Source organism: Bradyrhizobium uaiense (assembly GCF_010811875.1).
GTDB lineage: Bacteria > Pseudomonadota > Alphaproteobacteria > Rhizobiales > Xanthobacteraceae > Bradyrhizobium > Bradyrhizobium uaiense.
The window spans coordinates 1-25,536 of sequence record NZ_VKHP01000032.1 but is presented as its reverse complement, the minus strand read 5'-3'; the positions used below and the strand labels follow the sequence as shown (position 1 = coordinate 25,536).

The 25,536-nt window shown below is 59.0% G+C and carries 20 protein-coding genes and 5 pseudogenes; 18 read left to right on the top strand and 7 right to left on the bottom strand.

The features are described from left to right. Positions 1–86: 86 nt before the first annotated feature. Positions 87–1,109, bottom strand: coding sequence for a helix-turn-helix transcriptional regulator (locus tag FNJ47_RS10815; RefSeq protein WP_163153062.1), 1,023 nt, complete (start codon positions 1,107–1,109; stop codon positions 87–89). A gap of 1,015 nt (positions 1,110–2,124) precedes the next feature. On the opposite strand from FNJ47_RS10815, the gene FNJ47_RS10810 reads away from it, so the two are divergent. The 10 genes from FNJ47_RS10810 (at position 2,125) to FNJ47_RS10765 (ending at position 14,644) form a co-directional block, all read left to right on the top strand. Beyond that, positions 2,125–3,411, top strand: a complete 1,287-nt coding sequence (locus FNJ47_RS10810) for an ABC transporter substrate-binding protein (protein ID WP_163153061.1) — start codon at positions 2,125–2,127, stop codon at positions 3,409–3,411. Then, positions 3,411–4,181: an ABC transporter ATP-binding protein gene (locus FNJ47_RS10805; RefSeq protein WP_163153060.1), complete on the top strand. Its 771-nt coding sequence runs from the start codon at positions 3,411–3,413 to the stop codon at positions 4,179–4,181. The genes FNJ47_RS10810 and FNJ47_RS10805 overlap by 1 nt, the downstream gene beginning before the upstream one ends. Before the next feature lies 1 nt (position 4,182). Beyond that, positions 4,183–4,959: an ABC transporter ATP-binding protein gene (locus FNJ47_RS10800; protein ID WP_235999816.1), complete on the top strand. Its 777-nt coding sequence runs from the start codon at positions 4,183–4,185 to the stop codon at positions 4,957–4,959. Positions 4,960–4,962: 3 nt separating this feature from the next. After that, complete coding sequence (locus FNJ47_RS10795) at positions 4,963–5,844, top strand: branched-chain amino acid ABC transporter permease (protein ID WP_163153059.1); 882 nt, start codon at positions 4,963–4,965, stop codon at positions 5,842–5,844. A 3-nt stretch (positions 5,845–5,847) separates the two neighbouring features. After that, positions 5,848–7,503 (top strand): branched-chain amino acid ABC transporter permease, encoded by a 1,656-nt coding sequence (locus FNJ47_RS10790; protein WP_163153058.1) that lies wholly within the window; start codon positions 5,848–5,850, stop codon positions 7,501–7,503. 45 nt (positions 7,504–7,548) lie between these two features. Beyond that, positions 7,549–9,885, top strand: coding sequence for a N,N-dimethylformamidase beta subunit family domain-containing protein (locus FNJ47_RS10785; protein ID WP_163153057.1), 2,337 nt, complete (start codon positions 7,549–7,551; stop codon positions 9,883–9,885). A gap of 26 nt (positions 9,886–9,911) precedes the next feature. Then, complete coding sequence (locus FNJ47_RS10780) at positions 9,912–10,271, top strand: N,N-dimethylformamidase alpha subunit family protein (RefSeq protein ID WP_163153056.1); 360 nt, start codon at positions 9,912–9,914, stop codon at positions 10,269–10,271. A 100-nt stretch (positions 10,272–10,371) separates the two neighbouring features. Beyond that, entirely contained in the window at positions 10,372–12,693 is a 2,322-nt protein-coding gene (locus FNJ47_RS10775; RefSeq protein ID WP_163153055.1) for a N,N-dimethylformamidase beta subunit family domain-containing protein, read from the top strand. A gap of 207 nt (positions 12,694–12,900) precedes the next feature. Then, positions 12,901–13,377: an Lrp/AsnC family transcriptional regulator gene (locus FNJ47_RS10770; protein ID WP_163153054.1), complete on the top strand. Its 477-nt coding sequence runs from the start codon at positions 12,901–12,903 to the stop codon at positions 13,375–13,377. 592 nt (positions 13,378–13,969) lie between these two features. Continuing rightward, the gene (locus FNJ47_RS10765; RefSeq protein ID WP_430649371.1) at positions 13,970–14,644 is read left to right on the top strand and encodes a helix-turn-helix domain-containing protein; all 675 of its coding nucleotides are present in this window, start codon (positions 13,970–13,972) and stop codon (positions 14,642–14,644) included. A gap of 895 nt (positions 14,645–15,539) precedes the next feature. Here FNJ47_RS10765 and FNJ47_RS10760 read toward each other — a convergent pair. Continuing rightward, positions 15,540–15,707 (bottom strand): annotated as a pseudogene (locus FNJ47_RS10760) (IS630 family transposase); the annotation flags it as partial. Beyond that, positions 15,677–15,855, bottom strand: a pseudogene (locus FNJ47_RS10755) (isocitrate lyase/phosphoenolpyruvate mutase family protein); the annotation flags it as partial. The pseudogenes FNJ47_RS10760 and FNJ47_RS10755, both read right to left, overlap by 31 nt. Before the next feature lie 340 nt (positions 15,856–16,195). Between FNJ47_RS10755 and FNJ47_RS10750 the strand changes: the two are divergent. The 8 genes and pseudogenes from FNJ47_RS10750 to FNJ47_RS10720 form a co-directional block, all read left to right on the top strand. Further along, positions 16,196–16,912 carry an SPASM domain-containing protein gene (locus FNJ47_RS10750; protein WP_347341653.1) on the top strand — a complete coding sequence of 239 codons (717 nt, stop codon included), beginning with the start codon at positions 16,196–16,198 and terminating at the stop codon, positions 16,910–16,912. A 210-nt stretch (positions 16,913–17,122) separates the two neighbouring features. Beyond that, complete coding sequence (locus FNJ47_RS53185; protein ID WP_283811232.1) at positions 17,123–17,257, top strand: hypothetical protein; 135 nt, start codon at positions 17,123–17,125, stop codon at positions 17,255–17,257. Positions 17,258–18,251: 994 nt separating this feature from the next. Next, positions 18,252–18,490 (top strand): annotated as a pseudogene (locus FNJ47_RS10745) (acyltransferase family protein); the annotation flags it as partial. Between the two features lie 369 nt (positions 18,491–18,859). Next, positions 18,860–19,813: a class I SAM-dependent methyltransferase gene (locus FNJ47_RS10740; RefSeq protein WP_163153079.1), complete on the top strand. Its 954-nt coding sequence runs from the start codon at positions 18,860–18,862 to the stop codon at positions 19,811–19,813. A 117-nt stretch (positions 19,814–19,930) separates the two neighbouring features. After that, a pseudogene (locus FNJ47_RS10735) lies at positions 19,931–20,752 on the top strand (ATP-binding cassette domain-containing protein). 528 nt (positions 20,753–21,280) lie between these two features. Further along, positions 21,281–21,583 carry an HU family DNA-binding protein gene (locus FNJ47_RS10730; RefSeq protein WP_163153053.1) on the top strand — a complete coding sequence of 101 codons (303 nt, stop codon included), beginning with the start codon at positions 21,281–21,283 and terminating at the stop codon, positions 21,581–21,583. Positions 21,584–22,049: 466 nt separating this feature from the next. Beyond that, complete coding sequence (locus FNJ47_RS10725) at positions 22,050–22,910, top strand: tyrosine-type recombinase/integrase (RefSeq protein WP_163153052.1); 861 nt, start codon at positions 22,050–22,052, stop codon at positions 22,908–22,910. A 21-nt stretch (positions 22,911–22,931) separates the two neighbouring features. Further along, positions 22,932–23,150 (top strand): annotated as a pseudogene (locus FNJ47_RS10720) (transposase zinc-binding domain-containing protein); the annotation flags it as partial. 81 nt (positions 23,151–23,231) lie between these two features. Here FNJ47_RS10720 and FNJ47_RS53890 read toward each other — a convergent pair. The 4 genes from FNJ47_RS53890 to FNJ47_RS10705 all read right to left on the bottom strand — a co-directional run. Next, positions 23,232–23,828: a tyrosine-type recombinase/integrase gene (locus tag FNJ47_RS53890; protein ID WP_347341652.1), complete on the bottom strand. Its 597-nt coding sequence runs from the start codon at positions 23,826–23,828 to the stop codon at positions 23,232–23,234. Positions 23,829–23,871: 43 nt separating this feature from the next. Beyond that, positions 23,872–24,222: a site-specific integrase gene (locus FNJ47_RS53885; protein ID WP_347341651.1), complete on the bottom strand. Its 351-nt coding sequence runs from the start codon at positions 24,220–24,222 to the stop codon at positions 23,872–23,874. After that, a complete protein-coding gene (locus FNJ47_RS10710) occupies positions 24,219–25,124 on the bottom strand; it encodes a tyrosine-type recombinase/integrase (protein ID WP_163153050.1) in 906 nt (301 codons plus the stop codon). Before FNJ47_RS10710 ends, FNJ47_RS53885 begins: the two co-directional genes overlap by 4 nt. Beyond that, positions 25,124–25,536, bottom strand: a 413-nt coding sequence (locus FNJ47_RS10705) for a tyrosine-type recombinase/integrase (RefSeq protein WP_163153049.1), incomplete at its 5' end; no start/stop codon positions are given. The genes FNJ47_RS10710 and FNJ47_RS10705, both read right to left, overlap by 1 nt.

Below are 25,536 nucleotides of genomic sequence, written 5' to 3'. Positions count from 1 at the left end.
CTTCACCCTTGATGATAAATCGTACCCGAACATTGCTGCGTTAAGCGGTAGAGGTTCGATCCAGCGCCTAAGTTTAAGCTTCCTGCCTACCAAACATCACGACCACGGGCGCACTTAGCAGGTGTATGAGCAAGCAATAGGCCCTCAGACACGGCTTTCGCCGCTAGCTGGGCCCGCGAGACACATCCCGTCTTTGCAAGGATGTGTTCAATGTGAGTCGAGACGGTGCGCGGCGCGACGAACAGCAGCTCCGCGATCTGCGGATTTGACGCGCCGGTTGCAACCAGATGCAAGACCTGGATCTCTCTTAACGAGAGATCGTATGGCCAGGAAATCTTCTCTTCCGTGACCAGGACCATGTTGCGCTGACAGGGTATGACCGAAACGCGGTGGCAATGACCCGCATCATCGCTCCACAGAAAGCGCCGCGGCGTCCAGGGCCTGAGCATTTCCAGAAGCCGTTGGCGCAATGCGCCTCCTTCGCCGAGATGTGGGCCTGGAGCGCGTGCCAGCAAGTTAAAAGCCGCGCCGCTCGAAGAGATGACCAGCGCGAAACAGTCGGGAGCTACGCCTTCGGCGAGCAAACGCGGCGTTCTCAGCTGGTCGCACAGCTCAGCCAGAATGGGACGAAAGCGCTGAGTGATCTCCCTGCGCTCATCCGTTGCTGCAGTCGAAGCGGTCCAATTCATGTGGAAGGCTCCGACGTAGCGTCCGTCAGCTAGCCGCAGGCACATGGTCGAGCCTTCGTGAAAGCCTGACGGAATGAGATAGTCGCGAGCCGTTAGGGTGTCGGGAAACCAAAGATCCCAGTCCTGCTCACAGTCCCGCCACCTGAGAGAGCGCGGATCGTCGCGGTGCGCAATAGCGAAGGCTGGATTACCCGTTACGAAATCATCGTTGATGTGCTCGAGCACTTTCTCGGCGTAACCGTCACTTGCTAGCGTCTGATGAAGGTGCGTCTGAGACAGAGGGTCCCACGCAGTCAATGTGAAAGCAGAGCACCGCACCAGGTCGCGGATAAGCCGCGTGACCTCCAAGGTTCTGTCGATCAGTTGCGCGCGTGGATCGACGGATGCCGCATCCCACGGGACAATCACCGAACTTTCCAAGTGTGCTCTCACTGCTTCCCCCTGAGACGTTATTTCCGGAAGGAGCTAGCCGGCAGCGTTCGGTCCGATGCTAAGTTTCTTTTGAGCAGCTGTCGTGCCGCCTTATTGCGCTCGGCGGCTTCAATTGGCTCGTTTATTGAGCAAGCTTACGACAGACGAGAGCGGTTGGCACCGGCTATTTGGCCTATCCGACGACTGGAAAGGGCCGCCGATTTCGCAAATCCGGCCGTATGCGAACGGCAACGTCAGGTAGTTCGATGGACTGCATGAAATCGGTCCCTTTGTCGAGGGGGCCACGCCGAAAGGCGGGGCGCATCTTCCCCTCCAATGAGCTAGGCGCCAGCGTCGCCGTCCCGCGCAAAATCGGTCAACTGACGTATTGAAGCAGGACGTTGCGGGTCCGAAGCTTGGCAATACCAACGCTCGATTTCGCAATCTTCAGGAACGGCATTGGCCGGAACGATGTCCGTGGGACGTAACCCACGTTCATCTGTTGCGATAGCGAGAGGATGGTCGGGAAATAGCCAGATAAAGCCAAGAGGAGACAATCATGTCCCACTGCTCGGAAGGTCTCAGAAATGGCGGAGCTAAGCGATGCGCAGTCTGTAACGGCAGGTTTGGACTTGTTCGGCATTACTCATGGCGAACCTCCCTTTGCTCGAAGAAGTGCCTCGATCGTTTCAGAGCCCGCCGGGAAGCTGACGGCAATTGGGTCGGTGATCTATTTGCCGGCAAATCGCTAACGAGGTCGGACTTTCGAACAGGGCCGGCGTGATCGCCTGCGGCAACGCGAATGGACGATCCTGCATCGGCTATCTAATCATGCCATCGCCGATTGGCAGCGTCTGGCAGGCGAACCAGGGCCGCCTGCGCAAGAGCCGTATACATGCCGTAGCATTTGCATTAAGTAAAAAAGACTTGCATGAAATGCAAAGCAGCGATACCGTTTTATGCAGCGGCAGGCGCAGCCGGCTCCATCAAGCCGATTTCGATAAGCGCAGGAGGCAGGACTGACATGACTTCAAGGCTGACCAGACGGACGGTGACGGCGGGCCTCGGCGCATCTTTGGCCATGCCATGGATTGCGCGCTCGGGTGCTCTCAGCGGACAGCCGATCGTAATTGGAATTCCCGCAGCGCAGACGTCGGCCGCGGGCGTGGCCGATCATCTGGACTTCGTCCAGGGAACAACACTAGCGGTCGAGGAAATAAATGCTGCCGGAGGCGTGCTCGGCCGCGAGCTCAAGATCTTCACAGTCGATATTGACGTGCTCTCGCCCGAAAGCAGCAAGCAAGCGATTGCAGCATGTATCGATGCGAAGGTGGATGCCGTTTCCTTTGCATTTACGTTGGTGCCGGTCCCGGCGATGGATGCTTCCGTCAAATACAAATGCCCCTGGATTCACGGCAGCGCACAGCGAGCTGGGAGCGAGGCGGTCAAGAACAATCCCGCAAAGTATAGCCACGTCTTCCAGACGCCTCCCTCTGAAGTCGACTACGGCTGGACGTACCCGATCTGGCTCGAGCACGAAGAAAAGCGCGGGGTCTGGAAGCCCAAGAACCGCAAGGTTCACATCGTACAGGAGCAGGTCGCTTACTGCCAAACCATCTCCAAGGCTGCGCAAGAGGCGTTCAAGAAACGCGGCGACTTTGAAGTGGAGCGGATCACCGACATTCAATTTCCGGTCCAGGACTGGGCCCCCGTAATCCGCGAGATGAAGGAGGTCGGAGCTGCGGCGATTATGATCGATCATTGGGTCGCTGCCGAATATGCGGCGTTCTGCAAGCAGTTCGTAGCCGATCCGGTGCCGGATTCTCTGGTCTATCTCCAGTACGGCCCTTCTCAGCCCGAGTTCTTGCAGCTGGCTGGCACCTCTGCAAACGGCTTCGTTTGGTCGACAACGATGGGTCTTTACGCAGACGAGAGGGGGCGGGAGTTCGCGCGCAAATACAAGCAGCGCTTTCCGGGAATTATGGGATTTGCCTATCCGAGCATCTCGTACGACCAAACTTACTATCTGAAGAGAGCTTGGGAAGCGGTTGGCGATCCCCGCAAATTTAAGGAGGTCTGTGACTGGATCCGGGTCAATCCTCAGCGCGGCGTCAGCGGCTACATGAACATGAACAATGCCTATCAGGAGAGTTTTCACTTTCCAAACAATGGCGGTGATACGCTGCAAGTGTCGGACATCGATAAGGGAGTGTCTCAGCTCTACTTCCAGGTTCAGGACGTCGAGCACAAGCTGATCTTCCCAAGCGAAGTCGCCGAATCCAAGCTTCAAAAAGCTCCCTGGTGGTCATGATGTTGAAGACCACGAATGAGAGCCGATCTTGGGCCACCAAGCCGTCTCAGCCGCTGTTCTCTTGCCGATGCATCCACCTCGACCTCGGCGGGCGGGAAATACTTCGGGATATCAACGTACACGTCGGGGTCGGGGAAGTGCTCGGCGTCATTGGTCCCAATGGCGCCGGCAAGACGAGCCTGTTTGAGGTGCTATCGGGGCGACTGACGCCTAAATCAGGTCAAGTGACATTCAAGGGGCAGGATGTCACCTCGCTGCCGTTGCACAGAAGAGCCAGGCTTGGCATCGGTCGGACCTACCAGACGCCGGTCATTCCGGAAGAGTTGACGGTCGGCGAAACATTCAAAGCCGCGCGACAGGCATTTCAGCCCTATCTGACAAAATTCGATGCGGAATATGGCGCTGAGCTCGTCAATTTGAAGGTGGACGAGGATATCCCGACAGCTCAGCTCGAAACACTCAACCGTAGAAAGCTTCTGCTCGCTTGCCTTCTGATGCGCCGGCCGTCGCTCTTGCTAATGGACGAGCCCGCAGCCGGTTTGATCAATTCTGAGGTGGAGGAAATCGATTTCCTTCTCCGCCTGCTGTCAAAGGAGATGAACATCGCGATCATCATCGTCGAGCACCGAATTGAGCTTTTGGGGACGATTGCGGATCGCGTCATGGTGATGGACGCCGGAGAGGTGATCTCCGAAGGCTCGATGGCCAAAGTGCTTAACGATCCCAAGGTTCACGCAGCTTACTTCGAAAACGTAGACGAGGCAGCCTGACATGAACGTCATGCAGCAGGATTTGAGCCGAGAGACACATACGCTACATAATCACGTGCACCGACGCGAGGTGCTCAATGTCTGCGGTCTATCGGCCGGATATGGTCCCATGAGGGTCATTCACGACCTCGACCTGATCGTCGGTTCCGGAGAACGCATCGGCATTGTGGGTCTCAACGGCCACGGAAAATCGACCCTGTTCTACGCCATTGCCGGACTGACGGGATGGCAAAGGGGGTCGATCAAGCTCAATGGAATCGAGGTGGGTCGCACGCGCAGCCAGGGGCCCGGCCGATACACCCATCAGATTGTGCGCGCGGGCTTGGCGCTGATCCCGCAAGGCGACGAGATCTTTCACGGTCTTACTGTCGAAGAGCATCTCGATTCCGGCGCCTTCACGCCACGCTCCTGGCGCGAGCGTAAGGAGCGCAAGGAGCGCATCCTACAGATCTTCCCTCCTCTGAAGAAGTTGATGGCGGTTCCCGTTGGTCGACTGTCGGGTGGTGAACGACGAATGGTGTCGATCGGCCGCGGCTTGATGGGGGAGGCGTCGCTCTTTCTGGTTGACGAGCCGTCACTCGGGCTCGCGCCAAAAATCGGCAAGAACGTCATCGATGCGCTCATGGCTCTCGACCTCGGCGGTTCGGCGATGGTGATCGCAGAGCAGAATGTGTCCCTGCTTGAGGGACGCGTCGATCGGATTATCGGGATGCATGTCGGCAAATTGAAGGGTGAGGCATCTGCCGCGCTGATGCTGCACGACCAAGGAGGGGTGTGAGCCATGGATGTCTGGTTCGTTGTCAGCAATACGATCCTGTTGGCGTGCATCTACGGAACGCTTGCCATCGGAGTATCCATCACATGGTCAAGCTTGGGGCTGCTCAATCTTGCCTATGGGTTCATCTTCGCGTTTGCGGGCTATGGGGCTTGGCTGTTTGCCCAGCACGTCTCGGCCTGGGGCCCGGCAGTTCTCGCCAGCGGGGTTTTAGCCGGGGCTTTGGGCGGATTGTTCGTCTGCGCGCTCGCCTTCATTCCCATCCATGACAAGCCAAACTTTACCATCCGCGGCTTGATTGCGACGCTTGCAATCAATTTGATCGGGACGCAGTCGCTGCTGTGGTGGTTTGGACCGCGATCCAAGAGCTTGCCGGAGATATTTGGGACCTGGAAGCTCTCGCTTCCTGGAATGACGCTGACGGCCGATAAAGCCGGCAATGTCATCACCTCTGTTGTGATGCTTCTGCTGGTGCTGAGATGGATGCGCTCGAGCCGGGGTGGACTCGAGATCCGGGCCATGATGATGAACCCTCACGCCGCTTCCATCGTGGGTATCGGCGTTCGACGAACGTCGTTCTACGTCATGGCGATCACGGGCGCCTTGGCTGGGCTAGCCGCAGTCCTTTTATCGCAGACCTATTACATTTCACCCTTCGGCGGCCTTACGCCGATGATCAAGGCCGTGAGCATCGCACTGTGCGGCGGACTTGGAAGCGTACAAGGCGCAATCATTGCAGCGATCGTGCTCGGATTGAATGAAGCGCTCACAACTGTCGCGATCGGCGGCCGCTACGTTCTGATCACGCAGTTCTTAATGATCATCCTGATCCTGCTGGTGCGCCCGAGAGGGATCGCGGGAATTCTCGACCGGGCGAGGGAGGCTTAAAACATGACTGAGCTCAGCCAAGCTCAAAGAACATGGCGAAATCCATTGTTCGCGTGGGATAGCGCGCAGGAGGTCGAACAGCTTCCGACTGCGTCCTATGTCAGTCATCAGGAAATCTGGGAGAGGACGCGCTCATCAAGGACGGAGCTGTTTAAGGTCGGCCGGCTGCGGTACTACCATAAATGGGCAGGTCACGGCCAAAGCACCTGGCGCCGCAGCCGCTATTGGCCGACACGCCGCCGCGTGCTTCGCATCCGGGGAGAGTACAACGACAAGAGCCTGCGGCGCGAAAAGACCATTGTCGACAAGCGCCCGATCTGGTGGGTGGTGGGGCTGATGGTACTGGCGCTGGTTCCCCTGATCACTCCGGAGCGGCTGGAAAACACACTGCTCACAGCTGGCGTGACCTTCGGGATTTATGCCGCCATCAATTTGTGTTGGATGCTGGTCATCGGCACCGCGAGCATCTTCTCGTTGGCCACCTACGCGATCGTAGGCACCGCTGCTTTCATGACGGCATACGCGTCGACCATGTTTGGTCTGCCTTGGTGGTTGTTGCCGCCGCTCGGAGCAATCATCGGGTTGATCTTCGGCGGCATCATCGCGCTGCCGGCAACGAGGCTCGATGGCTTCTACTACGCCCTGTTGACGCTCGGCCTCAATGAATTATGCCGCGTATATTTCGTGACGTCCAAGGAGTTCGGCTCCGCCACCGGTGGGCTCTATGGTGCCGCCACATATCTACCGCAGGACTGGTCTTCCACGGGACAGCTGCAGCTCGCTTATTATGCTTGTTTCACGCTGATGTTGCTTGCGCTTCTGCTCTATCGCTTCATCAATGGACGGCAGCTCGGTCGCATATTGCGAATTGCCCCGGAAAAACGGGAGGCGTTTGCCGAAGCAACCGGCGTCGATTTTCGCCAGGCGCGGGTGCGCGTGTTTCTGATCTCCTCGGTCGGGCTCGGATTCATCGGCGGCTTCTATTCCGCAAATTACGGCGGCGTGGCGTTTTCCATCTTCAGTTTCGACACGGTCTTGCTCGGTCTTGCGATGCTTGTGATCGGAGGAATAGGGCGGGCCGAAGGCGCGGTCGTCGGAACGTTGATTGTGGTTTTCTTCGACAAGGTCCTGATCACGCTTGGGCCAATACGCCTGATCATCATCGGGCTGATCATGCTGTTCGTTGTGCTTTATCTTCGCAACGGCCTGTTTGGCATCAAACAGCAGTTCCGGACCTGGAGAGACAAGAAAAAGAGCGAACGTCGCTCCACTCGCGCCGAGAAGGGCGGGGAAATGCTGCCCGAGGAAGCGACCGAAGCGCGCAATCCCGATGACGTCTACCGCCGTCGCTACGACAAAATGCAGCGCGAGTTCCTGAAAAAGCTGGTGACCCCCGAGGTGATCAATGAGCACCGGCGCGCGCCGCAAGGCCAGCACAGCGAGTCGTTGGAGCGGCTTCTGATCTACTTTAGGAATCAACCGCAACCGGACAAATACGCGATCTCGGCACTTCAGTCGACGAATGGCTACCGAATAGTCGCACTTTCAGGTCACCGAGGTGTCGCCCCTCGCGTCGTCGAAGACAAGATCTATAGGTCGCCTGTTGAAGCCTATCATGGCGTATTTCTGCGCCGGGTGCAGGATCTTCTCGAATCCTAAAGCCGCAAATGAGACGCGGCACTGCTGAAAGTGAGGAGTCACGAGATGGCGCAAGTTAAGCTCTTTGGCTATTCGGATAGGATTTCGGTCAAGCCGGGAGAGGTCATCCAGTTCTATGTTAATGCCGATGGCACAGAGACTGCCGAGGCACAATTGGTGCGCCTGATCCATGGAGACCAGCATCCGGCTGGGCCCGGACACGTCGAACAGGAGATCGAATGTCCGGTGAATGGTCGTTGGCGCGTGGAGAAGCAATACACGCAGGTGGGCTCCTTTCTTGAGGCTGCGGACACCGAGCGCCGGCTTGCGCTTGAGGGCAGCTTCACCCTGTTTGCATTCGTCCATCCATTGTGGCCGCAAGTCGGCATGCGGCAGTGCCTGCTGGGGCGCTGGGATAACGACAAGAACTGCGGCTTTGGCCTTGGCATCAAGCAAAATGGGCTCTTGGAATTCTGGGTCGGGCGAGGCGACGAGGTCGATTACCTGGAAGCCGAAGTGCCGCTTAAGGCCAACATGTGGTACTTCGTGGCCGCGAGCCTGGATGCGAAAACAGGTCGCGCGACACTGTACCAGGAAGGTGTCGTCAACCGGTATAATAGCGTGCTCGGCAAGGTCGCTCCGCTGGACCTCAGCTCGCATGTCTCCGAGGTCTTTCGTTTTCGCCCGAAGCATTTGGCCGACACGCCCTTTTTGATGGCGGGCTCGCGAGACTGGCACGAAAAGCGCGGGCACTTCGTCTCGCAACTTTATTGCGGCAAGATCGATCGGCCCGGATTGTTCGATCGCGTGCTGGGGCGCGATGAGCTCGACCTGATCAGGAGCGGACACAGGCCGCCAGCCAAAGGCATGCTAGCGTACTGGGACACAACCCATGGATATACCGATCAGGGAATCGGCGATACGGTGACGGATGTCGGCCCGTTCAATCTGCATGCAAAAGGCTACAATCGACCTGTTCGTGCGCAGACAGGGTGGAATTGGAGCGGACGCAATGATTGCTTCCGCCTAGCGCCAGATGAATACGGAGGGGTCGAATTCCACTCCGATGCACTGATCGACTGCAATTGGAAGCAGACGAAAGCTCTGAAGCTTCCTGATAATCTGCGCAGCGGTGCCTACGCCATGCGCTTGCGCGCCGGACCGGGCACGGGCCTCGGTGAAGAGTATATTCCATTCTTCGTTCGTCCGAAGGTGCCGACCGGCCGCATCGCCTTCCTGGTGCCGACGGCAAGTTACCTGGCCTACGCCAACGAACATCTCAGTTTCGATGCTCCCATCGTTCAGGGCATGACGGGCATGACGCCCATTCTGACAGACATCGACGTCGAGATGTACAAAAATCCCGAGTTTGGGCACGGCTGTTACGATTCCTGGGCTGACGGTCAGGGGGTTTGTTACAGCTCCTATCGCCGGCCGGTGATCAACATGCGGCCGAAATACCGCATCTCGAGCATGGATATCACCTGGCAATATCCTGCCGATCTCTCGGTGATCGCTTGGCTCGAACACCACAACTACGACTACGACGTCTTGACCGATGAAGATCTCGATCTCGAGGGCGTTGCTGCGCTCGAGCCATACCGCTGCGTGATCAGCGGTACTCATCCGGAGTACTATTCCGAACGGATGATGGATGCGACGGAGGATTACATCGAGGGCGGCGGTCGCTACATCTATCTCGGGGCCAACGGATACTATTGCAACGTGGCCATCCGAAGGGAAGAGCCTTGGGTGCTTGAATGCCGCAAATTCGGCGACACGTGGAAGGCGTGGGAGGCACGGCCTGGCGAACACTACATGGCCACGACGGGTCAAAAGGGTGGTCCCTGGAAATGCCTGGGCAGGCCGCCCCAGAAGATCATGGGCGTCGGCTTTGTCTCCGAGGGGTTTGGCAGGAGCGAGCCGTTCTACCGCATGCCGGACAGTTATGATTCGTCGCTTTCCTGGATTACGGAAGGTATAGAGGGAGAAATCATCGGTGACTTTGGCCTCGCCTATGATGGGGCTGCCGGCGTCGAGCTCGACCGCTACGATCTGACACTCGGAACGCCGCCGAATGCGAAGGTAATTGCATCATCTGGCGGTCACACCGACAACTACATCACGCATGTGCAGGTTCAACTGCATCAGCATCCAGGCATCACCGGCAGCTACGATTACCGCGTCCGTGCGGATATGACCTATTTCGCCGCGCCAAACGATGGCGCCGTGTTCTCTTGCAGCTCGATCGCTTTTGGCCAGGCGTTGCCCGTTAATGGTTTCGAAAACAACGTCTCTCGATTGCTGGCAAACGTTGTGAACGCATTCGCCAAGCCGGGGCCGCTGCCGGATGCGGCGCGTCCGGAGGTAACGTCGCCGGAGACGGCGCCTGCGGCTTCCTAGATTTTATCCGAAAAGGGCTCACGAACGTGCCGAACGCAACGAAAATCCAGGATAGAGACGAACTCTTCAAGCAGATGTTCGAGGCAAAGCAGCGAGACTTCCTGCGCACCCTCGTCACGACTGAGGTGGCGGAGGAACATCGGATCGCTCCTTGCGGCCAGCACAGCGAACCGCTTGATCGATTGCTCCTCTACTTCAATCGCCGGCCCCTCTCTGAGAGGTATGCCATCATGACTATCGAGCCGTTCAAGGCCTATCGGGTGGTGGCTCTTTCTGGACAGCGCGGCGTGCCCCCCAAGGACGTGGATAACGAGATATACCCCTCTCATATCGAGGCGCAGCACGCCATCTTTCTGCGCAACGTCCAGGAGCTGCTCGAATCCTGATCGCACTGTCGCTGAGACCCTGCGTGACTTGCATCGATTGGACTTCTGTCGCCGATCCTCTTGCACTGAACTGAAGCCGAAAAAAATCTGGAGTTTGTAAATGACAAAACCTAAGCTCTTCGGCTATTCGGACAAGCTTTCCGTCAAACCGGGCGATCTCCTTCAGTTTTACGTGAATGCCGAAGGCGCCGATCGCGTCGAAGCGCGGTTGGTGCGTTTGATCCATGGCGATCAGCATCCTTCTGGACCGGGGTTCATGGAGGAGGAGATCGACTGTGAAGCAAACGGCACATGGCGCGTTGAAAAACAAGTCACGCAGCTGGGTTCGTTCCTGGAAGTGGCCGACCCCGCGCGCCACTTGGCTTTGGAAAAAAGCCTGACCGTGTTCGCCTTTATCTGCCCCACGCGACCGCAAGCGGGATGGTGCCAGTCCCTGATCAGTCGCTGGGATAACAAGGAGGGGTGCGGATTTTTCCTCGGCATTTCCGAGGCCGGTCGTCTTGAGTTCACCGTCGGACAGGGTGCAAAGATTGATCGGCTCGAAGCCGGTGTCCCTCTGCAGGCAAACTCGTGGTATTTCGTGGCAGCCAGCTTTGATGGATCAACAGGTCAGGCAAGTCTGTTCCAGGAGGGCGTCCTCAATCGCTACAATAGTCTGCTCAGCCGAGTGGCGCTTGTCGAACACCACGCTCGTGCAGCTGGCCGCCTTCAGGCGCGGCAGAAGAACCTGGCAGGCACGCCGTTTCTGATCGGCGGCGCCCGCGATTGGCAGAATGACCGCGGACAGTTCGTATCGCAGCTCTATTGCGGTAAGATCGACCGACCTGGTCTATTCGATCGCGCCCTTTCAGGTGAGGAATTGGATCAGATCAGATCCGGCCAAAAGCTATCCTCGCACGGCATGGTCGCCTATTGGGATACGGCTGCCGGCTACACCGAAAACGGTATCGGCGACATCGTCACCGACGCGGGTCCCTTTCAGCTGCACGCCGAGGGGCGCAATCGGCCGGTGCGGGGGCAGACCGGCTGGAATTGGAGCGGCCGCAATGATTGCTTCCGCCTGGCGCCGCAGGAGTATGGCGGTATCGAATTCCACGCCGACGCCCTGACCGACTGCAATTGGAAGGTGACCAAGGCGGTCAAGCTGCCTGAGACTCTGCGAAGCGGCGCTTACGCTTTTCGCCTGCGGGCCGGAGAAGGGACCGGCCTGGGCGAAGAGTACATCCCGTTCTTCGTGCGTCCGAAGACGCCGAAAAGTGCGATCGCATTCCTGTTTCCGACCGCAAGTTATATCGCCTACGCCAATGAACGTCAGAGCTTCGAGGCGCCGGTCACCCAGCCCGTCACAGGCATGCCTGCCGTATTGTCCGAGATCGACATCGAACTGGCGGGGCGTTCCGACCTCGGCCTTTCCGCCTGCGATCACTGGGCCGACGGGCAGGGGGTTTGCTACAGCTCCTACCGTCGCCCGATCGTTAATCTGCGGCCGAAATACCGCTCATCCAGCGCAAATCTGGCCTGGCAATTTCCCGCGGACCTATCGGTAATCGCATGGCTCGAGCACCAGAACTACGAATACGAGATCCTGACCGACGAAGACCTGGAACGGGAAGGCGTATCAGCGCTCGAGCCGTATACCTGCATCATCAGCGGCACGCATCCGGAGTATTATTCCGAACGCATGTTGGATGCCACCGAGGATTACATCGCGTCTGGCGGCCGCTACATTTATCTCGGCGGCAATGGCTTTCATTGGAGCGTCGCGTTCCGAACCAATGAGCCATGGGTAATGGAATGCCGCAAGTTTGGGCCGGCCTGGAAAACCTGGGATGCGCGTCCAGGCGAATATTATATGGCCACCAACGGTCAAAAAGGAGGTGCCTGGCGCGCACAGGGGCGGCCGGCACAAAAGGTCGTCGGCGTCGGCTTTATCTCGGAAGGGTATGGGAAGAGCCAGTTTTACCGCCGGATGCCGGATAGCTACCACCGCACGGTGTCCTGGCTCACCAAAGGGATCGACGGCGAGATCATCGGAGATTTTGGTCTGGCCTATGGCGGCGCCGCCGGCGTTGGGCTCGACCGCTGTGATCCTGCGCTGGGAACGCCGCCGCATACAAAGCTGATCGCTTCTTCGGGCGGCCACACCGATAGCTACCTGGTGAACCCTGAGGTCATTCACTACGCCTTCGAGGGGCTCTCCGGATCGTACGATTATCGGGTGCGTGCCGACATGGCCTATTTCACGGCGCCGCACCATGGTGCGGTGTTTTCAGCCGGATCAGTGGCCTTTGGACAAGCATTGCCAGTCAACAATTTCGATAACAACGTGTCTCGGCTCCTCGCCAATGTCGTGGATGCATTCGTGAGGCCGGGAGCACTGCCCGGGTCGTGGTGGATCAGCGAGGAGAAGCAATGGCGATAAAGCAATTTCAGCAAGCAAAGGCTCGTTCCTCCTGGGCGGCCACTGAAATGAATTCCGCAACGAATGCTTGCAAGGGCGAAGTCGCAACCGTGCAGCTGTAATTTGCGCAATCTAGCAGAGAGGCTGGAAGAAGATACGGGCACGATTCCCAGAGTGACCCGGTGCGTCAGGACGAAGCGACCACACTCCTTTGACGGCAGCGTAGCCATGGAACTCGACCTTCTCGATGCTCGTCTTCTTGATCTCGTGCAACGCAACAATCGGCTGAGCAGCGAAGCGCTCGGTGAAAAGGTCGGCTTGTCTGCATCCGGGGTCCAGCGCCGGCTGAAGCGGCTGCGATCCAGACGCGTGATCGAAGCAGACGTTTCAATCGTTTCTCCGAAAGCGATCGGACGAAACGTGACCATGTTGGTCCTGATCTCCTTTGAGCGCTCTCGGGCCGACGTCCTGGATCGTTTCAAGCGTGCAGTTTGCAAGATGAGCGAGGTGATGAGCGGATTTTACGTTGCCGGTCAGGCCGAATTCGTCCTGCTGGTGACCGCCCATAGCATGGAGGATTACGAGGAATTTACACGGCGCCTCGTGCACGACACGCCGGATATCAAGCGCGTTGACACGATGGTCGTTTTGGATCGCTTTAAAGCGGGCTTCACTGTGCCGATGTCATCTATCGCATGCTGGTAATAGCTCGGACAGTACGCCGAACGACATGGTGAAATGTTCAGTAGACCCAGCTGCGATAGTGGGCACCTGCGGGACATCTCCTTGCCGTGACCAGATTGTACGGCTGCTGCTTCTTGAGCCGTCGTGCTCGCATTCGCAACGGCCGCGAAGGAGGGGCTGAAATCCTGATGATCTTGAGCCGACGTGTGGACAGCCCCTGCACACGCCAGATCTGCGCGAGAAGTGGTCTTATCGAGGAGATAAAGGATTACGATTCCTTCCCTGCGGCCGCTGCGACTGATGCATCGATGACGTACAGGCGCTTCGCATTCGAACGGGAACGCTTTGAATTCCGACGAATGGCTAACCGGTGCGGTGCCTCTTAGAGCCGGTCATTGCATTTCTTAAAGACGACTAAAGCTCCGGCCGATTCGGACCTGGCGACGGTCGCGACAGCTGACTAGACCCGCAATGAGGTCGTCCGGACAAACCAATCGCGCCCCGGGCGGGCGAATCCGGAGGATAGCATTGGCGAAGCGACGCCAGCGTGCGGTCGATGCGTGCAAAAACGCTGAAGACGGCATATCTTGCACAGTGATTTGGTGCAGGAGACGTGGAATTGAGCAAGGGTAAGCGGGCCGACCACAAGCGCGGGGGCAATGTAAAGAAAGTGCGGGCTCCCGAGCAGGCGCCTGCCCCCGCCGAAACAGCGGTCGCCAAGCCGCCGATCGACGAGAGAACGGGCGCTGCCATTCGCCGGGCCAGGGTCGAACGAGGGCTTACGCTCAGCGATGTTGCTTCGGCGGCGAGCATTTCGGTCCCGATGCTCAGCCGGTTCGAAAATGGCCAGTCGACAGCGAGCCTCGTGCTGCTTGAACGCATCTGTGCGGTTCTCGGGACGGATCTTCCGAGCTTGTTTAGCGAGGTTGAGCAAGCAAGGGGCGAGGCTCAACTGATCAAGGCCTCTGACCAAATGGAGGTGGTCCGCTCAGGGACCAAGCACGGGCACACCTATCGCTTGCTTTCATATCACAAGGGCCCGCAAAAGTTCTTCGAACCTTTCCTCATCAACATGGACAAGGAGAGCGAGAGCTATCCGAGGTTTCAACACCCCGGCACTGAGTTCATCTACATGCTGAGCGGCCGCATGGAATATCGCTTTGGCGACAAAACGTTTCTCATTGAGCCGGGTGATGCGTTCACGTTCTCCGGCGGCGTTCTTCATGGTCCGGAAAAGCTGCTGGACGACCGCATCCAGTTCATCACGATCATCATATATGCCGAATGACTTGATCAAGAAGCGAAAGCTTGAGCTTCAAGTTCACACCAAACGCGGATGGTATTTCTAATGATCGCCTTCGAAGAGGGGAACCTGCTCAAGGCCGACACCGAAGCCTTGGTCAACACGGTCAATACAGTTGGTGTGATGGGAAAGGGGAACGCCTAGATGTTCAAGGAAGCGTTCCTGAGAATTTTCGCGCCTACGCAGCCGCCTGCAAGAAGCAAGAAGTCAAGGTGGGTCACATATTTGCGACTGAGCGGTGGATCTAGTTGGCGGGCCTAAGTGGATCATCAATTTCCCGACCAAGCAGCATTCGCGGACCTTCACGCAGTTCCTCGGTTATGGTTTTCAGGACGTCCTCGGCCGGACGGACGTCGCGGATTACTTACCAGTTCAACGGAAGTCCTGTCGCCAGCGGATGCTCGACAAATCGATATTCTCTGTGTCGACCGGGGACCGGATAGAGGCCGCGCTGCCAAAGTCAGGGTTAACCCCCTGGGGGGGCCGGAAATGGCGAGGGAGCGTCCGCAGTGGTTCGATGACGTGGAAAGTCCTTCCGCATTTCTCAAGGTACAGTGACCCAGGCGGCTGCATGTGTGACGCCGAGATGCGGCCTGTCAGCTCGCTGTCAGCGGTCGCCCTTATCAAACATGTCCCGAAACCCGCGCGGGAGCCGCGGCACGTCGTCACCGGGGTTATTGCACTTAGGGCTGGGGCGCCGGCGTCGCCGCATCTGCAAGCGTGGATTGCGGGGGTTATGTACCTATGTACCTATGAGGTGCGGCGGTGGGGGCAGCGAAGGTCCGTTGCTCTCGGCAAAAGGGTGATTCGGGTCGCCCAAGTCGCATTCGCATCGATGCTGAGCAATTGGGCCAAAATGCTCCGCTAGAGCATTTTCCGATCACGTTGCGTCGTAACCAGCTGCGGCGAGATAATTTTGGCATTCCTCGGGTGAGAAGCGTTTGATAGCGCTGGCGATTGCTTGCCAGAGGTCGGGCATGGTGCGTGCCGCGGCGGCACGCAACAGAGCCTTCAATTTAGAGAAGGCCATCTCGATCGGGTTGAAGTTCGCTCGACTGCGTCGGCAAGCTGGCTCCATGACGCTTCGTTGGCATCTCGGTAGCCAAGAGAGCAGGCGATTGACAGACCCGACGCCCAAAGACCTTTGAAACCTGCGCGCCCAGCGAAAGGGCCGAGAGCCCGTCATGCGCTTCCATGAGGACGCGCGGTATGTGGGTTTCGCCAAAGCGCAATGTGTCGCGAACCCAACATCGCCCCTGAATCGCGCGCCAGTTTAGCGAATCGCGGTGGCCCAAATCCTGCACCCTTATGCCTCGTATCCAGCGGCACTTGATTCGATCAGGAGCACGCTTTGTGCCCCAGCTTCAGATTGCGGCGCTGCCCCAGAGAAAGAAGAAAATGGATAGGTCATCCTCGAAAGACCCGCACATTCCCGACGGCAGGGTCTTGGAAATAACGACCACGACAAGCTGTCTTGTCGGATGTTCGTATTGTCCGCAGCGCAAGTTCGCAGAGCGTCAAAGGACGGTCTCTCACGTGAGGTATCTTGGAATTGAAGCGTTCACGCGATGTCTGGCGCGCATACCAACAGCTGTCGACATACATTTTTCTGGCTATTCCGAACCGTGGCTCAATCCGAATTGCACCAAGATGGTCGAGCAGGCTCACGCGCGTGGCCATGGCATCCGGATCTACACGACGCTTGTGGGAATGAACGGGCGTGATCTGCGACGCCTACAAGCGCTGCGCTTTAAAGCATTTGTGGTTCACGTATTTGATAGCGGCGAACACATGAATAGCCGCTTTGTCCGGCAACCTTATCTCGATTTGTTCCGCCAACTGGTGGACGCAGACATTCCCTCGATTCAATTCCTAGCCTTCGGCGAGGTCCATCCAGATCTCGCCAAGCTAATCCCTGCCAAGGCGCTGGTTCACAGGAGATCGCTCATCAGCAGGGCCGGAAGCGTCGATCCCAAGATCGCTGGACCACGAGCGCCCATAGCCGGCGTTGTCACATGTGCCGAAGGCAGACAGCATCGCAATGTTCTTCTGCCAAACGGCGACATCACGCTCTGCTGTATGGATTTTGAGCGGCGCCATGTACTGGGAAATCTTCTACGCGATGACTACGAAGACCTCTTCGAAGGGCAAGATTTTCGGCAGATCGTCGATCGCATGAACGGGGCAAGTGGCTTTCTGCTTTGTAGAATGTGTGAACACGCCCGGCCAAAATTGCAGAATCACCGGCTCTGATGATGGTGAAGCCCTGTCGAGGATCGTGCTGAGACCGGCTCGTGGTCCAATATGTGCCTATAGCCAGACCAGTGACGAGCCCAGCATGAGACACCTGAGGCCTCCATGCCGAGCTTTCGCTCGAGCGGACTCTTCGGCCAAACTGTGTTACGCCTACACCGGCTGCGGGCTCGCTATATTGTGCCCATTGCGAGTCGTTGAGGTGACCAAATGTTTGAATTGATGATCTTGTCCGCCGTCATGATCGGTCTCGATGCGATTTCTGCTAAACTCTACAAGCGGCGGCAGGACGTCCTGTACGGCCCATACATCAGGCGCGAACGCACCGACCAGCGTGCGGCCTAAAAGTATGGCAAGCACCTTTCGATGGGGGAGTGCGATTCTATGGTCGGCTTCTTCGCGGCGACCTTGATGGCCGTTCTGACGGTGAAGAGGATCGCGCCGGAGAGGCCAGGTCCGTCGCTCAAGCTAAGGCAGGGCGATGGAGAGCTCGCAGTCGCCAAGCTCCGTTTTGGCTCTCAGGTCGAACGTTAGGCCCAGCCTGAAAGTTGACCGGCGGTTAGCCTTTAGAACGCGAAAAATTCCAGGGCGCTCAGAGCCCGGATATCTCAAGCAAGGCTAGTTAAGCGGCAAAAAGTCGTGGGGTTCGCCTACCCGCAGGATACCGGGAACCTCTTCCACACGCGCCGAGAGTTGCGCTACGCTCACAACCTCAAGAGGAGCGGCCGGTGTGACAAGTGAGAAGCGGGTCAGCATAGAGGAGCAGTCGGCGATTCTGCCGCGCCTTCGCCGCGTGCAAGCGTGGCGCAGGGCTCGCTTCCAGCGCCTCCTATCCGATCCCAACATCGCTCAGGAATGACCCGGGAAGGCACAATCCATCAAGGCCGCGCAGCTTTACACGGCCGTCTCGATGCGGGCGAAGGCCATCCTGCGAGGCCTGATCGACCGCTAAAGCGTGTCCGTCCGTTGTCCGTCCGGCCATGTGAGAGCTTGGCCTTTTGGGGATAGAGGCCGCGGTGCGTGGTCAAATCATCAGCGAGATACGGCGGATACCCGCCTAGGATATCTAAACCAAGGTATGAGTTGCTCCGGCCCCTGACATCAATAGGACTTGCGCACGAAATCTGACCTTTTCGCGAGATCAGCTCCGTGGCGCTTCGACGACTTGGGGTTCGGTGAGCCCAGCGTTGAAAGGTCAGGGGAAATCATCGAACGCGCGAACCCGCGCAGTGGCAGCACCTCGATTGCAAGGGCGGTATGGAATTCACGCGCGAACGCGTCAGCGCGGTATGGAAATCTGGTGCGTTTGCCTTGGGCGCGCGGTTGCGCATCAACGACGGTGCGCCTCTTGATCGTGCAGATCGCCCGGATTCCATCCGGTATCGGCCCAGATATTGACGGCCTGCGCGCCATCGCGGTGCTGGCCGTGCCGGCATATCGTTTCCGTGAGCCGTGCCCGGCGGCTTCGCCGGCGTCGACATTTTCTTCGTCATCTCCGGCTATCTGATAACTGGAATCATTATTCGGCAGATGCTGGAGAAACGCATCAGCATCCCGAACTTCTACGCTCGCCGAATCTTCCTATCCAGGATATCTCAGCGTTGTCGCGTCCAGCGATCAAGCTGATGACGATCGGCAGGATCGAGCGATGCAGCGCATGCCTCTATGCTCGCTCCACTCATAATCGTGCCATCAACGTGTGGTCATTGCAATCGCTGCCATTCGGCACTCAAGAAGCCTCAACGTCGGAACCTAAATGCCGAAGAATCTCGTGACCGCTTTTGGAGCCGCTTTATCTTCTCATACGTGCTCTGCAATAAGAGGTGGACCCTCTGCCTCCACGACGCGAGACTGAAAAAACGTGTGATGGGGTTTAAGCGTCGGCCGATCTCTGCGATAAGGCACCGATGCTTGAGGGCGGCAGCCGTCGAGCGGCCTGCAAATGAAATGGGAGACATCCGGTTGCGAGCAGATTTTTCGCGTATCAACGACTCTAAGGCCGTGTTCGATGATATTTATGCCTTGGATGATCCCAGGGCATATTTCTCTGTGCTGGGAAATCTGGACTATATGATCCCGGACGTGGCCGAGCCGGTGGTGCGCCAAATTCTGGCAGCGAAAGCTGCAGCAACCGGCCTTAAGCCGACCGTGCTTGATGTTGGCAGTTCATACGGCATCAACGCAGCGGTGCATCGGTTTCCGCTGACCTTCGGGGGCTTGCGCCATCGCTACGCGCGCCGCGAGATGCGGGCGATCAGTTCCGAGACACTGGTGCGTCTCGATCGCAATTTTTATGCGTCTTGGCCGGATGTCGGCCTGGCGCGATTTATCGGTCTTGATGTATCGGCGCCGGCGATCAGCTATGCAACGGGTGTTGGTCTTCTTGAGCAGGGCATTGTCGCCGATCTTGAATGTGAGTCGCTATCGGCGGACAGCGCGCGTGTTATCCGCTCCGCTGATGTCATCATGTCGACGGGTTGCATCGGCTACGTCACCGAAAAGACGTTCAGCAGAATCCTCGATGCAACAGAGAAGCTTCCATGGATCATCTCCTTCGTGCTGCGAATGTTCCCATTCGATTCGTTGGCTGCGACGTTCGAGAAGCATGGCCTTGTGACAGAGCGTCTGACCGGCGCGACATTCATTCAGCGTCGCTTTCGCGATGCCGAAGAGTTCGAAGGTAGCTTGGCCGCCTTGGCGACTCTTGGCATCGATGCGACCGGTCTTGAATCGGAAGGGCTGTTTCACGCCGATCTGATCTTGTCCCGCCCTGAGGCGGATGTGCACGTTGCCCCCTTGAAAGACATCGTCACCGTCGCCAGCGGCAGGGGCCGGCCGATCGGGCCCCGTTATGTCCAATTTGACGGCAACGAGGGCTTACACGTCGCGTTGGAGCCGTGATGGCTTGTTTTCCGAAGACAGCCGTGGGTGTGAGCCGGAGAACCGGGCCGCCACATGCGCTGACTCCTTGCGTGGTCCGTTTCTGGTAGATCGGTCGTCTACAGGGAGGCCTTGCTCATGACAGCTTCGCCGATTTCGCATCCATCCGCTTCGGTGCCGTATATCGAGATCGACGCTGTGTCGAAGTCCTACGATGGAGGACGGAGTGCTGCCGTTTCCAACGTATCGCTCGACGTGCAGCAAGGCTCGCTGGTCGCGCTCGTAGGTGGCTCTGGATCTGGCAAGACCACGCTGTTGAAGACCATCAATCGTCTCGTCGATCCTGACGTTGGAGAGGTCAGGATCGACGGAGTGCCTGTCAGCGAAGCCGAACCGCCAATGCTGCGGCGGAGCATAGGCTATGTCTTTCAAGGGATCGGTTTGTTCCCGCACATGCGCGTTGCCGACAACATTGCCGTGACACTCAGGCTGCTTGGCTGGAAGGCGAACGAGATCGAAACGCAGGTGGCCCCAGATGCTGGATATGGTGGAGTTGCCGCAGGACTACGCCGGCCGCTTTCCGCACATGCTGTCCGGAGGTCAGCGCCAACGGGTTGGCGTCGCGCGTGCAATCGCCGCCCGACCGCGTATCGTTCTGATGGACGAGCCGTTGGGTCCGCTCGATCCTGTCACCCGCGACAGCCTGGGGTCCTCCTACCGCGAGCTGCACGATCGGTTCGGCATCACCACTCTGATGGTCACCCATGACATCCAGGAAGCTGTGCTGATGGCTGATCGGATCGTCGTCATGAAGAACGGCTGCGTGCTTGCCGACGATACGCCGCACACTCTCATGATGGGTCCGACGATCCGGACGTTGCCGCCTTGATGGAAGTGCCGAGACGTCAGGCGGAGCGCATCGCCGCGCTTGCGACCAGGAACGAACCTGCCCGTGCCTGATGCTGGTGCAGGGCTGCTTTCCGGTGCCCAATTGGACGCTTTGTTCGACGCCTGGCGTCTGCTTCCGACCTATCTCACACTACACATTGTACTTTGCGCCACGGCGCTGGCGCTTGACAATCTCAGCGAGTATACATCGCTGCATCCGCGGTGGATCATTGTTCGATGAAACTTGATTGGCTGATATTCGGCACGGTTGAGGTTGTCGAAGGTAAACAGAGTAGCTTCATATTGCGCTTCCGCGCATAATCACGTCAGAATTGCATCGTACTTGTCTCATCGAAAGCACCCGAGTGAGGACTGCTGCGAGCGCTCCGCCTGCCGCTGGACATTCCATCTCATTCCACAATGCCGGAAGCACATCAAACCGATCCTTGTGTTTTGGCTTCCGATAGGTTTTAAGCCCGTCGCGTCATGACCTCGGCGTGAACGGGAAGCGATTCGCGGCAATGCCGTGCTCGAACAACATTAGGGAATCGGCGTAGTTCACGGATATGAACCGTTCTGCGCCTCTCAAAGGAATTAATCATGGCCAAGATGACCAAGAACCAGGTAATTGACGCGATTGCGGAAGGAACGCAGCTATCGAAGACTGACGTAAAGGCCGTCATCGAGGAGCTGGCGACTGTCGGTTACAAGGAATTGAATCAGTCCGGTGAGTTCGTCGTTCCCGGCTTCGTCAAAATGTCGGTCGTGAACAAGCCTGCTACCGAGGCCCGCATGGGGATTAATCCCTTCACGAAGGAGCCGATGAAATTCGCGGCCAAGGCTGCCAGCAAATCGGTTAAAGCGTCACCGCTCAAGGTTGCCAAAGACGCAGTCGCGGTATAGCTGGTCCTTACAGCGGCTTTGCGGGCATCGACGCTGTCGGCGACGACGCTTCTCCATTCAACGTCGCTAAGTCCGGCGGAACGATGATCGGATCGCTGCCGGCCGTGACGCGCGCCGCCAGCTCGGCGCACTGGTTGCGGATGTCGGGAATCGCGACGATCTCCCAGACGCGGCGCGGGTCAGGGGCCCACCGCGAACAGACGCCGGGAAGCAGTCCCGTTCCGGTTGATTACGGCTCGTCGTTCGTGAAGAACCATCCAAGCGGCTGATCAAGAATCGGTTTTCCGGGCGAGACGGGCGTTGAGATTGCAAGCTTTCGGGCTTTGACGGCCCAGAAGCTTGCAGTTTCATTTTTGAGGATTGAACGAAGCCGCTACCGCGGCGTGAGAGGCAAGGTGGCGTAGATCGCCTCCTGGCTGAGAGGATGTGGGTGTTGGAGCCCACCCCCTTAGCCAGGAGTATCGAGATGGCCGATTTGAGCCCTCTTCGCCGCCGCATGATCGAAGACATGACCGTCCGCAATCTGTCGCCGGCGACGCAACGATCCTACATCAGCGCGGTTTCGAAGTTCAGCCGCTATTTTGGCCGATCGCCTGACCGGTTAGAGCTGGAAGACGTCCGCGCCTTCCAGGTGCATCTGGTCTCGACCGGCATCTCATGGCCGGCGCTGAACCAGATCGTCTGTGCGCTACGGTTTTTCTACGGCGTCACGCTCGGCGAGGCGCTGATCCCGGAGCGCATTCCCTATGCGCGAGAACCGCGCAAGCTGCCGGTCGTGCTCAGCGCCGACGAAGTGGTTGAGTTCCTCGAGGCCGTGTCCAGCCTGAAGAGCCGCGCCGCGCTCACCACGGCCTATGCGGCAGGACTCAGGGCCTCGGAGGTTGCGGGACTGCGGATCGAAGACATCGACAGCGCCCGCGGCGTCATCCAGGTGCGCCACGGCAAGGGGGCGAAGGATCGCAACGTGATGCTGTCGCCCCAGCTACTGGGCATCCTGCGCACGTACTGGCGGCTCGCCCGGCCGCGGCTTTATCTATTCCCTGGTCGTGACGAAGATCATCCGATCGATCAGACCGTGTTGCACGCCGCCTGTCGGTCGGCGGTGAAGGCTGCGGGCCTGACCAAGCGCGTCACGCTGCACACGCTGCGCCACAGCTTCGCGACGCATCTTCTCGAGAACGGAACCGACATCCGGATCATCCAGGTTCTTCTCGGGCACAACAATTTGTCGTCGACGGCGCGCTACACGCAGGTTGCCACCCATACGATCCGGGCGACGCAGAGCCCGCTCGACCGCCTATCGCTGGAAGTTACGCCATCTGGATGACAGCGCGTCGGGATGCGGGTTATGGCTCGCCCCGACGTCCGCCCACCCAGACCCGCCATCGAGTTCGCCAATGTCCTGCGCTGGCATGGCGACGCCTATCGTCGTGACCGTGCCGGTCATCTCGGTCGGGTCGAGCGGCGCGTGATGAGCGCGATCGTGGCGTGCCGGACCGAGGCGCTAGGCGGCCACATGGAGGCTTGCGACGACTGCGGCATGACGCGGATCGCCTATAATTCCTGTCTTATGGGCAAAGCCGGTAATGGGGAGCTGGCGGCAATTTGATCGCGCTCCTGCACCAATCACCGCCAACCCCGCTCTCCATTACGAGGTACGCCTGAGGAGTTCGATCAGCTGGTCGGTGGGCTGGAAGACGCCGCGCCGCAGGTGGGGCGGCACGATCGCCTCCATCGCATCGAGCTTCTCGGTTGGATCGCCGCGCGTGTAGACCTCGGTGGTCGTCAGCGTAGCGTGGCCCAGCCACAGCGACACCTTTCGGATGTCCCCGGTCGCTTGCAGAACGACCATCGCGCAGGTGTGCCTGAGCACGTGGGGCGAGACGCGTTTCTTGGCGAGACCGGGCTGCTTGCGAGCCGCAGTCGCGGCGTGCTGCCTGAGCAGATAGGCAAAGCCCCATCGGCTCAGCGGCTCACCACGGGCGTTGACGAACACCTCGGGTGTCGCGACCTGCCCGCGGATGGCCAGCCAGGCACGCAGTGCAACGGCCGCCGGCTTCCACAACGGCAGCGTCCGCTCCCGGCGTCCCTTGCCGAGCACGCGGATGCTCATCGAAGGCAGGTCGATGTCATCGACCTTGAGGCCCGTCAGTTCGGAGACGCGCAGCCCTGCGCAGACGGCCACGTGCAGCATTGCGCGATCGCGGATGCCATCGCGTGTCGCCGGATCGGGAGCGTCGAGCACGGCTTGGAGCTCTTCGCGCAGAAGGTAGGGCACCAGGCGCGTGTCAGTTTTTTTTGAACGGGATCGCCAGTACACGGCGGATCTGCTCGAGCGCCGCCGGCTGCCGGTACTCGAGGAAGCGGAAGAACGACTTGATCGCCGCCAGGCGAACGTTGCGCGTCACGGCCGCGTTTTTGCGCTCGTCCTCAAGATGCTCAAGGAAGGCGCTGACGAGCCCGGCATCGATCTGTTCGAGCGTCAGCGCCGAAGGTTTGACCTTGAGCCGGTCGGCGGCGAACACGAACAGCAGCTGGAAGCTCGAGGCATAGGAGTCCCTCGTGTGCCGGCTGGCGCCCCGCTGGCAAGCGAGGGTGTCGCACAGGAACGTCTCGATGAGAGGAGCGATCGGAGTCATGCTGACCTCCCTTCGGACATGAACGCTTCGCTGGCCATGGCGACATCGCGCAAGAGGTCGGGCGTGGCCTCGAGATACCAGTAGGTCGCATAGATGTTGACGTGACCCATGTAGGTCGCGAGTGCCGCCATGTGCGCCCCGCACCGGCCTCGGCCGGTAGGGCTGCCTTGCAGCGCGCGCACCGCAAACGTGTGCCGTAGATCGTGCAGGCGAGGACGGCGAGCCGTCGTCGATCTGATGCCAACCTTGTCGACCAGCCTGTCGAAGGTCTCCTTGACGGCAATGTAGCGTAGCGGCCGACCGCGCTTGTCGATGAAGACCGGATCATCGTCTGAGCCGGGCCCGCGACGTGCCAGGTATCGCTGCAAGCCGGCGACCGCCGTGTCGTGCAGCGGCACCAGTCGCGTCTTGCGGAACTTGGTCTCGCGGACCAGCAGACCGTCGCGGGTCACATCCGCGATCGTCAGCTTCAGGGCTTCGGAGATCCTGAGCCCGGTGGATGAGAGCAGCGCGATCAAGGTCGCTTGCGTGTGCGGGCGCAAGCCGCGCGTTGGTCGAAGCCGCAGCGCAGCTTCGACCAGCCGACTGATCTCGTCTGTCGTGTAGATGTGCGGCGTGCGACGCTTCTTGCGGGCGCCGAAGTGATTTGCCGGCGGCAGCTCGTGCCCGACGTCCTCCACCCGGACATGGCGTACAAAGCGACAGACGGCTCTGAGCCGTGCATCGCGTTGCGCGACGGATGGTCCGAGCGCGGCCCAGTCGATCGCTGTTTTTGTCTCGACGTACGTTTGTCCGCGCTCGGCCGCGAAGACGGCAAAGCTCTTCAGCAGGTGCTCCGCGGTCGACATCGCGAAGCCCGTGGTGCGGCGGAGCGCGAGATAGGTCTCGATGGCGTCGAGCATCAGAGCGCCTCCGGCCAGGGCTGAGCAACCTGCTTCAGCAGCGCGACGTCGGCCTTTGCGTAATAGGCCGTCGTGTCGATGCCACGATGCCGAAGGACGAGGCCGATCTTGTCGAGCGGCACGCCATGGCGCAGCATCTCGGTCGCCGCGGTGTGCCGCAGAGCGTGGGCCCCTTTGACCGGCGCCGCGATGTCGGCCCGCTTCATGATACGCTTGACCACCGACGAGATGCCGTCGCCTCGTCGGAATGGCCGGCACGGCGCGATCGTGCGCAGGAACAAGAGATCGTTCCGGCAGGTAGACGGCCGGCATTCGAGGTCGGCGGCGATCGCATCTCCGACGTCTTGCGGTAGCGGCAGCCGGACCTCGTAGCGCGACTTGCCGCAGACCCGCAGCGATCCCGTTTGCCACT